General features: G+C 38.3%; 11 protein-coding genes and 1 riboswitch. Of the genes, 5 read left to right on the top strand and 6 right to left on the bottom strand.

Translation table 11 applies throughout. The features are described 5' to 3' along the window. Positions 1 to 85 precede the first annotated feature (85 nt). The 5 genes from CS937_RS14035 to CS937_RS14015 all read right to left on the bottom strand — a co-directional run bounded on the left by CS937_RS14035 (position 86) and on the right by CS937_RS14015 (position 7,816). Positions 86 to 3,259 carry a DEAD/DEAH box helicase gene (locus tag CS937_RS14035; RefSeq protein WP_099159104.1) on the bottom strand — a complete coding sequence of 1,058 codons (3,174 nt, stop codon included), beginning with the start codon at positions 3,257 to 3,259 and terminating at the stop codon, positions 86 to 88. A 61-nt stretch (positions 3,260 to 3,320) separates the two neighbouring features. Continuing rightward, positions 3,321 to 3,935, bottom strand: coding sequence for an NUDIX hydrolase (locus CS937_RS14030; protein WP_099159103.1), 615 nt, complete (start codon positions 3,933 to 3,935; stop codon positions 3,321 to 3,323). 51 nt (positions 3,936 to 3,986) lie between these two features. Next, positions 3,987 to 5,804, bottom strand: a complete 1,818-nt coding sequence (locus CS937_RS14025; RefSeq protein WP_099159102.1) for a cation:proton antiporter family protein — start codon at positions 5,802 to 5,804, stop codon at positions 3,987 to 3,989. Positions 5,805 to 5,940: 136 nt separating this feature from the next. After that, positions 5,941 to 6,843, bottom strand: coding sequence for a 4-hydroxy-tetrahydrodipicolinate synthase (gene dapA, locus CS937_RS14020; RefSeq protein ID WP_099159101.1), 903 nt, complete (start codon positions 6,841 to 6,843; stop codon positions 5,941 to 5,943). Between the two features lie 115 nt (positions 6,844 to 6,958). Then, positions 6,959 to 7,137: riboswitch (Lysine riboswitch) on the bottom strand. A gap of 103 nt (positions 7,138 to 7,240) precedes the next feature. Further along, a complete protein-coding gene (locus tag CS937_RS14015) occupies positions 7,241 to 7,816 on the bottom strand; it encodes a flavodoxin family protein (RefSeq protein ID WP_099159100.1) in 576 nt (191 codons plus the stop codon). Between the two features lie 123 nt (positions 7,817 to 7,939). Here CS937_RS14015 and CS937_RS14010 point away from each other — a divergent pair, with 123 nt between their 5' ends. The 5 genes from CS937_RS14010 (at position 7,940) to CS937_RS13990 (ending at position 14,770) form a co-directional block, all read left to right on the top strand. Next, positions 7,940 to 8,833 (top strand): LysR family transcriptional regulator, encoded by an 894-nt coding sequence (locus tag CS937_RS14010; RefSeq protein ID WP_099159099.1) that lies wholly within the window; start codon positions 7,940 to 7,942, stop codon positions 8,831 to 8,833. A 266-nt stretch (positions 8,834 to 9,099) separates the two neighbouring features. Continuing rightward, positions 9,100 to 13,056, top strand: a complete 3,957-nt coding sequence (locus CS937_RS14005) for a S8 family serine peptidase (protein ID WP_099159098.1) — start codon at positions 9,100 to 9,102, stop codon at positions 13,054 to 13,056. A gap of 68 nt (positions 13,057 to 13,124) precedes the next feature. Continuing rightward, positions 13,125 to 13,364, top strand: a complete 240-nt coding sequence (locus tag CS937_RS14000; protein ID WP_099159097.1) for a hypothetical protein — start codon at positions 13,125 to 13,127, stop codon at positions 13,362 to 13,364. 230 nt (positions 13,365 to 13,594) lie between these two features. Beyond that, positions 13,595 to 14,158, top strand: coding sequence for a signal peptidase I SipW (sipW, locus tag CS937_RS13995; RefSeq protein WP_099159096.1), 564 nt, complete (start codon positions 13,595 to 13,597; stop codon positions 14,156 to 14,158). Positions 14,159 to 14,182: 24 nt separating this feature from the next. Next, on the top strand, positions 14,183 to 14,770 hold the full coding sequence (locus tag CS937_RS13990; protein ID WP_099159095.1) for a CalY family protein: 588 nt from the start codon (positions 14,183 to 14,185) through the stop codon (positions 14,768 to 14,770). Positions 14,771 to 14,858: 88 nt separating this feature from the next. Here the strand turns inward: CS937_RS13990 and CS937_RS13985 are convergent, their stop codons facing one another. Then, positions 14,859 to 15,989 carry an endonuclease/exonuclease/phosphatase family protein gene (locus CS937_RS13985; protein ID WP_245835758.1) on the bottom strand — a complete coding sequence of 377 codons (1,131 nt, stop codon included), beginning with the start codon at positions 15,987 to 15,989 and terminating at the stop codon, positions 14,859 to 14,861. Positions 15,990 to 16,003 lie beyond the last annotated feature (14 nt).

Here is a 16,003-nt window from a genome sequence, read left to right as displayed (position 1 = left end):
TTTCCGAAGCGAGTTAATGCACAAACTATGATATCTTTATTCGGATTTTTCTTAGATAAAAACACTTATGTCCCAGCCTTTACATTCAAACCATCAATATTTCCCTTATATCTTCTTCTGTAAGTGTAGAACCATTCCCATTAGAATCAATGATCTCCGCGATTAAATGTCTTTTCTTCGCTTGCAATTCATTCATTTTTTCTTCAATCGTCCCACGTGCAACAAGTTTAATAATCTGGATAGCATTTGTTTGACCAATACGATGGGCACGGTCGGCAGCTTGCTCCTCCACTGCTGGGTTCCACCAAAGATCATACAATATTACTGTATCTGCTCCGGTCAGATTGAGTCCTGTCCCACCTGCTTTTAAGGAAATTAAAAACACATCACGTTCTCCCAAATTAAAACGATCGCAACTCTTCACTCGTTCCTCTGATGGCGTTTGTCCATCGAGATAGAAATAAGAAAGGCCTTGCGTCGTTAATTCTCTACCAATAAGCTCAAGCATTTTCGTAAACTGCGAAAAAATCAATACCCTCCGCCCAGAAAGCCTCGACTCCTCCATAATCCGCTTCAGCTGCTCAAATTTAGCTGAACTTCCTTTATAACCATCGACAAACAATGCCGGATGACAACAAATCTGCCGTAATCGGGTGAGGCCAGCAAGAATTTTAATACGATTTTTCCGGAGTGTGTCTTTGTCCAAATGCTTCAGTGTGTCATGCCTTAACTTGGCTAAGTAGGCAGCGTATAGCTTCTTCTGATCTGGAAGAAGCTCCACTGATTCCATCGATTCAATCTTGTCAGGAAGCTCAGAAAGTACATCCTCTTTCATCCTGCGAAGTAAAAATGGACGAATCCTACGGGCAACCTTTTTCCTTGTAAGGTTACTAAATTCCTTTAACCCACCGAAAAGTTCCGGAAAAACAACATGAAAAATGGACCACAGCTCTTCGGTTGAATTTTCAACTGGGGTACCAGTCAAGGCAAATCGATAATCTGCTTGGAGCTTCTTTACAGCGCGTGCTGTTTGCGTCACAGGGTTTTTAAAAGCCTGAGCCTCGTCAAAAAACACCGTATGAAATGCTTGCTTCTTAAACCACTGGATATCACCGCGCAATAACGGATAGGACGTGATAACAACATCCTTATCCATAGCATCTTTTTGGAATTTGATCCGTTCTGCTTTATTACCATCGATAATAGCTGCTTGTATGTCCGGCGTAAACCTTTTGATTTCACTTTGCCAGTTATACAGTAACGATGATGGGCAGACGATGAGAACAGGGAGCTTTCGTTCTCGAATTGTTACTAGCTCTGACTGAATGAATGTAATGCTTTGTAACGTTTTCCCAAGCCCCATATCGTCTGCAAGGATTCCTCCAAATCCATAGCTGGCAAGTGTTTTCATCCATCTATATCCAACCTTTTGATAATCACGCAACGGTGTCTCTAAGCATGTTGGTACGGCATACATCATACTGTCCGGATTTTGAATTTTATCCAAGAATTGTTGAAACGTTTCCTCTAACGTGAATACATTATCATCAGCGGTATCCAGTAGCTGAAAACCCTTGGTAATTGGTACATTTAGACCGCTCTCCAAATCCTTATCCTGATCCTGAATAGGAACGGCATTTAGAAAACGTTTAATTTCCTCAAACTCTCTTGTCTCAAGGGATAGTAGTGATCCGTTTCGTAGCCGATAATACTTCCGTTTTTCCTCTAATGCTGCTAAAATCTCACGTATTTGTTTTTCAGGAATACCATCCATTTCAAACTTAAATTCTAGCCAGTTTGTCCGTTCTTTTTTGTGCTTAACTCTGATTTTAGGGGGGCTATTTCCTTTTGTAACACGCGCTCTCACTGCTGTCGTTGCGTATACTTGCACGAGCTTTTGAAGTTTTGGCAGCATATGATATAAAAATTCATATTCCAGCTTTTCATTGTGCAAAAAGTATCCCCCGTCTGTTTGCGCAAATGAACTGTCTTCCATCAATTCCAGTATTACGCCCTCTTTTTCTAAATCTCTAACAACGAAAGAGTTTAGTTGGCCATTTTCCAGTGGATTGATCATACTATTTTCATAGTGAAATTCTAGCCCAGCAAGAAGGCGATTATTGACACGATCCAAGTAAAGCTTCGCCATTAAAGGCTTTTTCCTAAACTGATTAGCTATAGAATCAGACATTCGGAAATCGCCTAACCTTTTCAGTCCAGAGACTACCTTTTCCATGAAAAAGCCTATTTGTTTGTGAGGAATAGCAATTTTAGTTGTACCAGAAGTATTTAGCATTTGTTTTAGATCGTAAAGATAGTTACAGTCCTCATACTTCAACTGAATTAATTTTCCTTCAGCGAGTACAGACTTATATGATTTTAATACAAGTATTCTATTCATCCCGTTAATTTCCAACTGATAGCCTTGACCGCTTACTTCTGCAAAATAAAACGTCAACGGGAGTGGTCCGTCAGATAGATGTAAACCGTCAGTAGTTCTCTCGTTGTGCTCAAGCTTCACCAACGGCGCGTTAGTAAGTAATGGTAAAAGTTTCTCCCAGGTTGATGGAGGAATGAGTAACACTTGATTGTTACGTTCTGTTTCTGGCAGTACATCCATATATAATTTTTCATCGTAGGTCAGGTTAATAAGCTGCTGAAGGCATTCATCTGTTTCAATTTGAAAACAGTGCAGTGAAGGATCATACGTAAATGAAGCGGACAGCTTATAAGATTTCCCTGCTTTCACACACTCAAGAAATTCCCTAATATTTTTAATCCTAATAGGACCGATGTTAAATTCTACTCCTAACATGTCATATCCGTGGTTAACGGCGTGAGGTTTACACGTAAATACTAAATCAATTACTTTTCGATTTTCAAAATGAAGCTGATGGCCACTTGAACGAACAGGACGATTATTAAAAATGGTCATTAATCCTTCTGTTAGTGCCTGGCCATTTGCAGAATCTGACTGACGCTTCTGTTCGTAAATTGACAGTAAAACAGCCGCAATATGCTGACAATCGTTTTTAAAAGAAGCCAAGGTTGGACAACTGCATGTTGTGTGAATATCGTCATGATCACCTTTTTCAATCGTGACATGGAAATCTTCTGTTCCCGTAACAATTGCCTCACATCGATTGGAAGTATGACTTGTAACAGTTACTTTATTAGCACGATAAAAAGAGTCCCCTTTTTTAAAGGAGACAGTACCGCACATATCCTCAATTATTTTATAGTTTAGTTTTATATCCAAATGTCTCGCCCCTTTTGAAGGGATTCATTAATAGGATTGTATCATAATGAGTCGACTATTTTTAACGGAGCACCTCAATGAAATGAGCAAGAATTCTTGCAGTAAGTCCCCAAATAACCTTATCCTCATAAATGTAGAAGTATTCCTCTATTTTTCCTGTCCGCCAATTATAGTTCTGACCACCCGCAATAAGCTCAAATGGGAAATTTTCCTCCGGTTTCATTTGCAAATTTACATAATGAATTTTTGGAGAGTTATTTTGGAAAAAGGAAAGTGGTACCGAAAATACCTCCTCAACTTCTGAAGGGTTTGGTGTAATCGATTCAGGATCATCGATCTCCCCAACATACGGAAAAATCAGCATTCCAAAGGGGGATACGAGATAATCCAATGGAAAAACATCAGTGATTTTCTCTAAACTGATCCCCAATTCTTCTGTAGTTTCCCTTAAAGCTGTATCCTGATTGGTTTTATCCTGCTTATCCATTCTTCCACCCGGAAAGCAGATCTCTCCGGGCTGTCTTCGTAAACGATGCGAACGAACTTCAAAAAGAATGTGGATTTCATTGTCCTTTTCAATGAGTGGCAGTAAAACAGCATACTTAGTAAAATCAGCACTTCCAAGAATAGAAGGAACATGGCTTTTTAATTTATTTTGGATTAATTTCGTATCCATCTCATCACCCTTCATTTGTTCTTATTATCATACTATTTAAGCCATGCTATTTCATGTCAGCTTTCTTTTAATATTAGTTAGATCATCCATTGTTCCACTAACTAGTATTCTATCCCCAAATTCTAAGGCGGTACTACCATGAGGAATGACTACTTTTCCATATCGATATATGTGTAAAATAAGTGATTCTCCTAAAAATGGTAAATCAGTGATCGGGATCTGATCATATTTTGTGTGATTGACGGTAATTTCTTTAATTGTTTTATTATGGCTCGTAATCAGACGTACAAGACCTGGATTATCAATAAGTGCTTTTAAAAGGGTCCTTGTAGAGTAAAGCATGGAATATATCGTAAATCCTTCTTCCCTTAACTCCCCCTGTAAAGGTGTACTTTCAATTCGTAATATAATTGTTTTAATTCCCTGTTCTTTTGCATGGTAGCCAAGTTCAATATTAAGTGCCTCGTTTCCTGTAGCAATTACAATCTTATCTGCTTTAAAGGCGTTTTGCTCCTCCAATTGTTCAATGGTTAAATCGTTTACATGTATATGCGGAAATGACACCTTTTCCTTGCTTTGGTTTGACTTTGTACTATACAGCCGAACAATAGCTTTTTCCTCCATTTTATCCCGAGCAACGAGCATTGTTGCAGGGTTGGCTCCAATAATCGTTATTTCCATTTGTTTTTCACGAGATCTCGTTTTTGGAAACAGTTTGGTAAACGTAATTGGTGAAATTAAGCAAGTTAAAATGGACACTAAAATAATCGCTCCGTGTAGAACATCATTAATTACACCTAGTTCCAATGCAATAGCAGCGGCCGCAATGACTAAGCTTAATTTAGAGGTCGTCAAAATACCAATACTTAATACTTCTTTCCAGGAATACCACTTTTTCAACACGAGAGCAGGGATCATTTTAGCTAGATACATAAATAGTAATAGCAGTGGCATGAGTAATAAAATTTTTTTATCTACAAATAGTTCCCAAATATTTAATCTCACTCCAACCATAACGAAGAAAATTGGGATAAGAAATCCAAATCCGAACGAATCTAGTTGGTGTATAAATTCTTTCTTTGGGGCAAGCAAAGATATAATCATTCCCGCTAAAAAGGCTCCTAAAATATTTTCAGCACCTATCGTTTCGGATAGCGATACAAACAACAATATTAGTGCAAATACCCCTCTAGTTCCCAGCTGAATTGTCCCTCTTAGAAGGTTATCAAACAGCTCGAACTTAAAGTATCTTTTGATAATCCGATAAGCAAGAAAAACAGCCATAAAGAGAACTAATAACAGGAGTACCTTTACCCCTTCTTCATCTCGGAACATGGCATATATCGTTAGTAGAATCATCGTTGAAAAATCGGCAATTACCGTAATAAGCAGGATGATTTGCCCAAGTAGTCCTTCATTCATATTCTTCTCTCTAATTACAGGAACGACAATGCCGAGTGATATAGTCGATATAATCAATGTCATTAAAAAAGGATCTTTAATTAAATCTATCATTACCAGCACGTAGGATAACGCGAAAGAAATTGTTATTATTAAAAGAAAAACAACAAGGGAAATGACTACCGGGTTTGGTGAATTTGTATCTTTATCCTTCTTCCTCTTAAAAACGCTAAAATCAATTTCTAAACCACTGATAAACATAAGAAAAATAAAACCGAGCAATGAAAGTAATTCAAGCCACGGATCGTCTGCAATAATATTTAAGCCACTTTTTCCAATTAATAATCCAGCAATGATTTCTGCAATAACAACAGGTATAAACCGCAGATTAAATCGCTGTAGAATTATTGGAATAAAAAAGGCAATACCTACTACAATCATTAAGGATGTTAGTGATTGATGTTCCATAAAACACCTACTTTAGATTTTAAAATGTTTAAAATAAGATTAACGAAATTTAGTAGTTTACACAATTAAATTGTTTTAATTTCTAACATAAAAATCCCTACTAGAGTTTAAATTCTCTAGTAGGGGGTTTTTTAGATTAATATCCAGCTACTTTCCTATTCCTGTTAAGTAGTGGTTGGATGACATAGTGTAGTGCCGTTCTCTCTTCTGCATTTAACGAGACCAGCGGCAATCTCACATCATTTCCAATTCCCACTCCAATCATGTTAAGCGCTTCTTTAACCGGTGTCGGACTTGGAGCAGCAAATAGTGCTTTCATAATTGGAAGTAAATTACGATGCTTGATAGCTGCATCGTTGACGTCACCATTTTGATAACTCGTAATCATGTCCTGCATTTCATTACCAATAATATGTGATGCCACGGAAACAATCCCGCTTCCACCGATTGCTAGGGTTGGTAATGTTAACCCATCATCACCACTGTATAATGAAAAATCATCCGGGGTTTGGCTTATGATATCTGCCATAGCATCCAAATTACCACTTGCCTCTTTTACAGATACAATATTTTGCACTTGTGAAAGTCGTACAATTGTATCTACGGTCATGTTAATTACACTTCGACCCGGGATATTATACAGCATTACCGGTAACGATGTTGACTCGGCAATTGTTTTAAAATGCTGATAAATCCCTTCTTGAGACGGTTTGTTATAGTACGGAGTAACGAGCATAATTCCATTAACCCCTGCTTCCTCCGCTTGTTTCGTTAAACTAATCGAAGCCTTTGTATTATTTGAGCCTGTTCCAGCTATAACTGGAACTCTTCCTCCAACAATATCAACCACAAATTTAAACAGGTCTACTTTTTCCTCTGTAGTTAACGTAGGTGACTCCCCTGTTGTACCTGCGACAACTAATCCATCTGAACCATTTGCAATTAGATAATTGATCAATTTTCTTGTTGCTTTAAAATCAATCTCTCCATGCTGATCAAATGGCGTAATCATTGCTGTTAAAACTTGACCGAAATCCATAAACTCACACCCTTTTTAAAATTTAATTAGAGGTGTTAAGAGCTATTTCATTAAGCGCAAAAAAGCAACAACGAGGGATTCGCTGTTGCTACAGAAACAATTTTTTTACCGTTTCTTTTACGATAGCCCTCCATATAGTCTCCTATATGACAGTCCTGCATTTATTTAATACAGACCCAGCTTTAAGAACATGAGATTCTTCAAAGCTTCGGCAAATTCCCCTTTCCACAATAATCACAGGACCTCATTTTCCTCCCATTGTGTACTAATGGTTTTTGCACCTCTATCCCCATTTCAGATAATCTAAAATGAGAAAATATTTAATTGCATTTAATAATAGCGAAAAACTCACCACAATGCAATAATTTTTTCTCAAGAGTGGGACAGGGGCTCAGGTTCATTGTCTCGGGATGCGGGGACTGCCCCCCTGTCCTGCTTTCAAATTTTTCTGAAGTTCAACAGCGGCAAATATTGCTTGCGCGTCTTGATAAATCTCGCCAGGCTTATTTCCTTTTCCAAGAATGTATCCTACAAAAGGTAATGTTACAAAATCAAAAATGTGCTGGAATTGCTGAATTAATGGAAGTCCCTTTATATATGGATCGTCTCCACCAACCGTGATAACATACCCACGTTTCGCAGACATTTGATTTTTAAAATCTAAATACCCCGGATCTCTCATTATCTGTGACCAGCGATCAATAAAGTTTTTCATCGTTCCCGTCATACTATACCAATAAATTGGTGTGGAGAATACAAGCGTGTCATGCGCTAACATGCGATCGATAAGTGCTTTAAAATCATCATTTACCTCTTGAAACCCTTCCTCAGAATGGCGCATATCTTCAATAGCTTGAATGGTATAATCCTTTAAATAGATCTTGTCATCTGCTAAATCTTTAATTGCCCTTTCGGTTAAAATTTCCGTATTTCCGTTTGAACGGTTTCCGCCATAAATTACTGCAATTCCCATAGTTGATTGCCTCCCTTATTTTTGCTCCTAAGCTATATTTAGCTTATAATGAGAACGCAAATCAGTAAAACAGATTATTCCGATCACATCAATTAATAATTTCGATTTAGGGGAGATGTTAACATGGAAACAAAACAACTGATCACCTTTAAAATGGCTGCAGAAAGCTTAAACTTTACACAAACAGCTAAGATGCTAAACTTTGCACAATCCAGTGTCACAGCTCAAATCAAATCTCTAGAAGCCGAATTAGGACAACCGTTGTTTGAGCGATTAGGCAAGCGATTGACTTTAACCGAGGCAGGACGTCAGTTTAAGGTATACACTGACAAAATGATCAAGCTGAACGAAGAAGCAAAATTGGCTTTAAGTGGCGATAAAGAAACTTCAGGAACACTAATCATCGGGGCACAGGAGAGCCAGTGCACCTACCGACTACCTCCTATACTAAAAGAATTCAAGAATCAGTACCCAAACGTCAAACTCATCTTTAAGCCGGCTCATTCAGATGAAATGGCTAGAGAACATCTACTAAAGGGTACATTAGATATTGCTTTTATCATGGATACATCAAAGCCTGGTGATGCCTTAAAACTAGAGCCCCTTATCCAAGAAGAGATCAAATTGGTCACCTCCCCAGATCACCCTTTACTTGCTAAATCTGAGGTATGTCCAAAAGATCTTGTAAATGAAACGCTATTGCTTACTGAAACCGGTTGCTCATACCGCACCTTATTCGAAAACTACTTTCACTCTGCCGAAGTATATCCGTTAAATAAATTTGAGTTTGTTAGTATAGAAGCCATTAAACAATGTGTCATAGCAGGTCTTGGCATAGCTGCATTACCTGCTATGGTTGTTGAATCAGATATAAAAATGGACCGAATGAAGGAACTTGTTTGGAAAAATGGTATTCCCCCTATTTTCACCCATATTGCCTGGCATAAGGATAAATGGATGACGCCACCTTTACAGGCATTTATTGAGTTAACCCGGAAAACATTTATAAACAGCTAAATGAAGCCATCACAATTTTTGTGATGGCTTCATTATTGAAAGAAATACCTCACACAAATACTCTAACACTAGTAAAATTACTGATAAATGATAGATAAGGACGTTTTACCTAAATAATATAAACTCATCTATATTAATTGAGACTATTTGCACTAGTATAATTATTCATAATTCGATAGCGTTAAATATAACTGAAAATTAAGTCATGCAAACTAGCAAAAGGGAGGTATCTATCTATTTTTTACTAAATTCATAGGGGGAGACATATGTTAAAAAGAATTTCAGTCGTTTTATTAGTTGCTTTGTTAGCATTTAGTAATTACTTCTATGTGAGCGCATCAGAATTTACCGGGAAAACCTTACAACCTAATACGGAAAAAAAGGTTAAACCTGATTTGAAAAAGGTAAAAGAGACGACAGATCCTACTAAAAAGGTCAGGATTATTGTTGAATTGGAAACGGATGCACCAATCGTAAAGGCAACAAAAAAAGGTATCACCTATAAGAGTTTGGCTTCAACTGAAAAAAATCAGCTTCAAAAAGAAGCAAAACAAGAGCAAAAACAAGTCAAAAATAAAATGCAAGAGAAAAAAATTGAGGCTGACTATTTACAAGAATTCACAGCAGTTGCAAATGGATTCAGTGCCGAAGTAAAACAAGGGGACATCGATGAAATTAAAGAGATTCCTGATGTCAAAACGGTACATATTGTCCATGAATACAAACGACCGGAAGTAAAACCGGAAATGAAATACAGCAAAGAATTAGTCGAAGCACAAAAAGCATGGCGCGATTATGGCTACAAAGGTGAAGGAATGACAGTTGGAATCATCGATACAGGGATTGACCCTTCACACCGGGATATGATCCTTTCCGATGAAACAGAGCCTGCACATTCACAAGACTCAGTTGAGCAAACGATAAGCGAAGAGGATCTGCCTGGAATGTATTACACAGAAAAGGTTCCATACGGCTACAACTATATGGATGAAAATGATGAAATTCTTGACAACGCTGCAGGAGCGTCAATGCACGGAATGCACGTTGCAGGAACAGTGGGAGCTAACGGGGATGAAGAAAATGGCGGTATAAAAGGGATTGCTCCGGAAGCACAACTATTAGCGTTAAAGGTTTTTGGAAATGACCCGGAAATGCAATCAACATATGGCGATATTTATATTAAAGCAATTGATGACTCTATTAAACTAGGAGTTGACGCTCTGAACTTAAGTCTAGGTTCTCCATCAGGGTTTGTTGATGCTGACTCACCTGAACAGCAAGCAGTGAAGCGCGCTGTCGATAATGGAATTCTAGTAGCTATTTCAGCAGGAAACTCCAACATGTTTGGGGAAGGATTCTATTATCCACTTGTATCAAACCCGGACTATGGTGTAAGTGGTTCACCGGGTCTCGCAAATGAATCCCTGCAGGTGGCTTCATTTGAAAATACGAAAATGGATGTTGATGCAGTGGAATACACGATTGACGAGAAAACAGACAGTGTACCATTTTTATCAGCGGGAGACACACATCCATCCGATTATGTGAAAACGACATTTGAAGTGGTGGAAGCTGGCCTTGGTGCGCCAGATGATTTCGCTAGTAAGGATGTAAATGGAAAATATGCACTAATCCAGCGAGGCGAACTGGCATTTACGGAAAAAGCATTAAATGCACAACAGGCAGGCGCAGAAGGTGTCATTATTTACAATAATACAGACGGGATTGTAAACATGGCAACCGACCCAGCTATTGATATTCCACAATTATTTATGCTGAAAAATGACGGGGAACAGCTGGCACAAGCATTAAACGATGGAAAAGAAGTTACATTGAATTTCAACGGCGGTACTGCAACAATCGACAATCCTGATACTGGAAAAATGAGTGCGTTCTCCTCATGGGGATTAACGCCAAACCTGGATTTCAAACCGGAAATTACAGCACCTGGCGGGCAAATTTTGTCAACATTGAATGATGATCAATATGGAATCATGAGTGGGACTTCCATGGCAGCACCACATGTATCAGGTGGATCAGCACTTGTTTTGCAGCGAATTGATGAAGCTTTTGGGCTTGAAAATAGTAAACGCGTTAACATAGCAAAGAACATAATGATGAATACGAGCAAACTAGTTACATTAGACGGGGCATACGTTTCACCTCGCCGTCAGGGTGCTGGATTAATGCAACTTCATGCAGCACTATCTACACCAATTGTTGTAACTGAATCGGAAACCAATGAAGCTAAAGTAGCTTTAAAACAAATAACCGAAAACAATGTAACATTTGAATTGACCGCAGAAAACCTTACCGATGAAGCAGTCACATATGATGTGAAGGCAAATGCACAGACAGACCAGCCTGTTGCTAACGGTGGTGACACACTCGTAGTTCCAAACCAATTTGCTGCACTGGAGCTTGATGGTGTCGCAACGGTTAACGGAGAAGAAGTAAACAATATCGAAATACCGGCAAACAGTGAAGTAACGTTATCCGTATCGCTAGATGTCAGTGATGTGGATACCGAATTAGCCGACACCTTTACAAATGGTTATTGGCTGGAGGGTTTTGTTACACTAACAGACCCAGCAGATGTAAATCCGGATATTTCCGTTCCATATGTCGGCTTTAAAGGGGAGTGGGATGATGCTCCAATAATGGACAAGCCAATGTGGGATGCAGGCACATACTATGGAATGACTGGTGTAGTAACTTCAAATGGTAAAGATGAGGAAGGGAACCAGCAATTTGATTTCCTTGGTCAGAATTTGCAAACAGGTCAAATTGATCCTGATAAAATTGCCTTTTCACCAAACGGGGATGGTCTTCAGGATGATGCACTAGTCATCTTATCATTCCTAAGAAATGCAAAAGAAGTGAAATTTAATGTATTAGATGAAAACAAAGACAAAATTCGCACCATTACAACAGAATCTTACGTTACAAAGAACTACTATGATGGCGGACAGGGACCAATGTATTCTCTATCTGCTTCAAGAATATGGAATGGAAAAATTGATGGTAAGAAAGCACCTGAAGGAAAGTATTATTTACAAGTCGAGGCTGTAATCGATTATGACGATGCAGCGTGGCAATCGCTGGATATACCTGTTGAATTAGATACAACAGCACCTGAATTAGATGCTGAATTTGATAAAGATACACAAACGGTAACTGTTGATACAGAAGATAATCCGGACGGAATCGGGCTTGCCTATTGGGATGTACTGATTGACGGAAAGTCCATTCTTGATGAGACCTATACAAATGGTGAAACAGAGCACCAATTAACGAAAAAGCTAAAAGAAGGACAAACATTAACTGTCATTGCCGTTGACTATGCCGGTAATAAAACAAAAGAAGAAACAGTGAAGGGAACAGACACGACAAATCCTGATCTTCATTTATTAACTCCTGAATTTCTTGGTGTGGAAACAACGAGAGAGGTGGAATTCTCCGGTTATGTAACAGATGAATCCGGAATTCAAGAAGTCACTGTTGATGGTAAAAAAGCTGAACTTGTCTACAACGAAGAGGAAGATCGATATGATTTCTTAATAAAAGTCAAACACGAAAATGACGGGTACTTCTTCCACCGCATTAAAGCAGTAGACAATGCTGGCAATGAGGCAGAAATTGGACGTAGATTTTTTGTTGATACGGAAAAAGCAAAATTGAAAGTGGAAGTTGATAAGAAAACGAATGCCGACACCATTAATGCTTCAGCTTTAGTAACAGACAATTTTGATGATATTCGGTTATTTGTAAATGGAAATGAAGTTTATCAGCATGAATTGTCTGAACCTTATGGCATGAATGGCTTTAAGCAGACAATAGAGGATATTGAGCTACAGCTTGAAGATGGCAAAAATAAATTTGAATTTAAAGTAGTTGACTTTGGCGGACATGTGACGAAAAAGACTATTGTAGTAGAGAAAGATAATGGTGACACCGAATCAAGTATTGAAACGATGCAGTCACTCGTTGATCAATATGAAGAAAGCGGAGAAATTGAAAGTCACCTTGTTGCACGATTATTACGAACCCAATTATCTGCAATTAGTCACTTTGCTAACAATGGATTAATGGATAAAGCTGTAAAACATATGAACGCTTTTAAACAAATGCTCAGCTATTACGAAGGTAACAGTCAATTAACAGAGGGTGCTGCAACAGAACTGCAGCAACACGCTGATAACTTAATCGAAAAATGGCAATAAGTTTTTTAGGCTAGAGTCCCCCTTTTCAATATAAGGGGATTCTCCTTTAAATCAAAAGGAGCATACCAATGATACGTTTTTATTTGGAAAAAAAGAACAACAGTATAAAGAAATTTATCATGATTCCATTCGTGCTTGGATACCTATTATTTTGTACAGTCGTACTAATGGTATCACCAACAACAGCATATTTTACGGATAGTCAACATGTTACAGGAAGGCTATCTGCTTCAACCCAATTTAATGAGAAAAAAATATCCGATAAAACAGAGGAGCTCTCAGATGAAGCTGTGAGCAACGACGAATAAAGGTAAGAAAAATAACGCATCGCCTTCTGAAACAGATTCATCACCAACACAAGAAGCGCCTAACCAAAAGGGAGAATCATCCGATCAGAAAACAAAAGAATTCCCAGATACGAATGAAGATACAGTCAAGACTAACGAATTGAGCGGGAGGGATTTATAAAATCAATTAGGAGCACGCCCCAGTCTTTCTAAAAGTCAGAAATAAGAAGTCAGATAGGAGTGGTGGCAACATGAAAGGAAAACATATTTTAAAAGTAATTAGTAATCTCATAACAAGTCTACTTTTTATTGTACTTCTTGTTACATTTTTTGCCGTGATAACAATGAAAGCATCCGGAGGCGAAGCAAATCTTTTTGGGTATCAACTGAAGACCGTCCTTTCCGGATCAATGGAACCAGACATTCAAACTGGTTCTATCATTGCTATAAAGGAAACAGACGACCAACGTAATTTTCAAAAAGGTGACGTAATAACGTTTCAATCAAATGATATGTTAATAACACACCGAATCATAGATGTGAAAAATAATGGACAGCAATACATAACTCAAGGGGATGCAAATGACGCCCCTGATATGGACCCTGTTCTCTCGGACAGCATTGTCGGTGTGTATAAAGGATTTACAATACCGTATGTCGGCTATGTTATGAACTTTGCCAATTCAAGTGAAGGTGCTGCACTATTGCTAGTGCTACCTGGGGCATGCTTGCTCCTGTTCTCAATCGTAACAATATGGCGCGCACTAAGAAGTATCGATCAATCAAAAAAGAATGTCGGAACAGATGCAAAATAGCTATTTATTAAAGGAGGATTTTCAATGGGGTTAAAAAAACAATTGGGTATGGGAATAATGTCTGCAGTACTCGGTACAACGTTGATAAGTGGAGGAACATATGCATATTTCAGCTCCACTGAAGCTACAAATAATACGTTTGCAGCAGGGACATTGGATTTGGCGGTTGATCCAACCACTATTATTGAAGTGGATAATTTAAAACCTGGAGACTCAGTTATACGTAATTTTGAACTGCAAAATAATGGATCATTAGATATTGATAAAGTATTACTGGAGACCAATTATCACATTACAGATGCAAACGGCGACAATGTGGAAGACTTCGGAGAGCATATCGAGGTTGAATTTTTGTACAATGCGGATAAATTAGATGAAGTAATTTACAAAACCACTCTAGCTGATTTGAAAGAAATGACACCTGAAGCAGTAAATGATAGTGTATTTTTACCTGCATTTGGTGAAGAAGGATTAGAAGCTGGAACGATAGACGACCTTGTCGTAAAGTTTAATTTCATTGACAATGGTGATGATCAGAACCAATTTCAAGGTGATTCTTTAAGTCTTGAATGGACATTTAATGCAATGCAAGAAGCAGGAGACGATAAATAAGGAAAGCATGATGAAAGAGTAGAGATTCTTTAACATCTCTACTCTTTTCTTTTCCGTACAATTTCCTTTCCTATATCCTGTCCCTTTGTTACTTATACTCCCACTTTTCTATTAGATATTCCGCATCTGAGCGTAATGTTGTTAATGCGTGATCAGTAATAGATTCTTGATCGCTTTGTTTTTGAAGTAATTGTATAAATGTTCCCAGATGTTTAATGACTTTTTCCTTCCTGTCATTATTTTCATAATAACTTACTGCCTGCAGATGGATGCGTAATGCATGTGCGGCTTCTTCGTTACCAATTTCTCCATTCTCTAAAAAAGCTTCAACGAGCATTTTCATTCCGTCTGTATCCATTGAATGGTTGCCACGGACGAACGTTACATCGGCTATAACGGGTAAATGATCAGATGCTAGAGATTGATGAACCGATACATCGTTTACATCCATTCGCGGTGAAGTTAACACATAATCGATTCGCTTAATCGGTGAATCTGCAGGAAATGTGTACCCTTCGTCCATTGTTTTACTGTTCCATGTATCATCTAGCAAGTGAAAAAGTGGCCTAAGTTCATCTGAATCTGGTGTTGCATTCATATCACCAACTAACACATTGTATTGATGCTCTGCCATCACATGGAGCATATCTTGAACTTGCATTTCGCGAATAGTTGGGTCTGAACGATAATCAAGGTGTGTTACATAAAACCATACATGTGCTCCTTCCATATTCACCTGTGCCTCAAGAAAGCCTGGAGCAAGCTTTGGTTCAGGATTTGGATCTTGGGTGGATAACCTTGTTATGTTACGATTTGCTGCGCTTAAGATGGGATATTTACTCAAAACAGCTATACCATATTGTCTCCGAGGGTCTCCTTCTTCAGCCGGTTCCAGATCATAAATCGGCGCAAAGAAATACTCCATGTCTAATTTTTCCGCTAATAACTGCACCGTATTATCATACTGGCTTCTACTTCCCCAATGGACGTCAACTTCCTGCAGTCCTATAATATCTGCATCCATATCACGAATCGCACTAGCTATACGATCCAAATCATATTTTCCATCAACTCCAATTCCGGCATGCATATTATACGTTGCTACCCTGGCAGTTACCTCTCCACTATCCCACACCACTGTTTCATTCTTCTCCGCAAACACAGTATTTAGCGATGAAAGCACAAGGAAAAACATAAGAAATACAATACCTTTCTTCATAATGCGGCTCCTCC

This window comes from Virgibacillus ndiopensis (assembly GCF_900187325.1).
GTDB classification, from domain to species: Bacteria; Bacillota; Bacilli; order Bacillales; family Amphibacillaceae; genus Virgibacillus_E; species Virgibacillus_E ndiopensis.
This window is presented reverse-complemented; position numbering and strand designations above follow the sequence as displayed.

What these genes read in the sequence shown, in the direction of transcription:
- dapA (WP_099159101.1), bottom strand. Translation starts at nt 6,843, where the DNA reads ATGGATTTCGGTCAAGTTTTAACAGCAATGATTACGCCATTTGATCAG.
- sipW (WP_099159096.1), top strand. Translation starts at nt 13,595, where the DNA reads ATGAAAGGAAAACATATTTTAAAAGTAATTAGTAATCTCATAACAAGT.
- CS937_RS14005 (WP_099159098.1), top strand. Translation starts at nt 9,100, where the DNA reads ATGTTAAAAAGAATTTCAGTCGTTTTATTAGTTGCTTTGTTAGCATTT.
- CS937_RS14025 (WP_099159102.1), bottom strand. Translation starts at nt 5,804, where the DNA reads ATGGAACATCAATCACTAACATCCTTAATGATTGTAGTAGGTATTGCC.
- CS937_RS14010 (WP_099159099.1), top strand. Translation starts at nt 7,940, where the DNA reads ATGGAAACAAAACAACTGATCACCTTTAAAATGGCTGCAGAAAGCTTA.
- CS937_RS13990 (WP_099159095.1), top strand. Translation starts at nt 14,183, where the DNA reads ATGGGGTTAAAAAAACAATTGGGTATGGGAATAATGTCTGCAGTACTC.
- CS937_RS14000 (WP_099159097.1), top strand. Translation starts at nt 13,125, where the DNA reads ATGATACGTTTTTATTTGGAAAAAAAGAACAACAGTATAAAGAAATTT.
- CS937_RS14030 (WP_099159103.1), bottom strand. Translation starts at nt 3,935, where the DNA reads ATGGATACGAAATTAATCCAAAATAAATTAAAAAGCCATGTTCCTTCT.
- CS937_RS14015 (WP_099159100.1), bottom strand. Translation starts at nt 7,816, where the DNA reads ATGGGAATTGCAGTAATTTATGGCGGAAACCGTTCAAACGGAAATACG.
- CS937_RS13985 (WP_245835758.1), bottom strand. Translation starts at nt 15,989, where the DNA reads ATGAAGAAAGGTATTGTATTTCTTATGTTTTTCCTTGTGCTTTCATCG.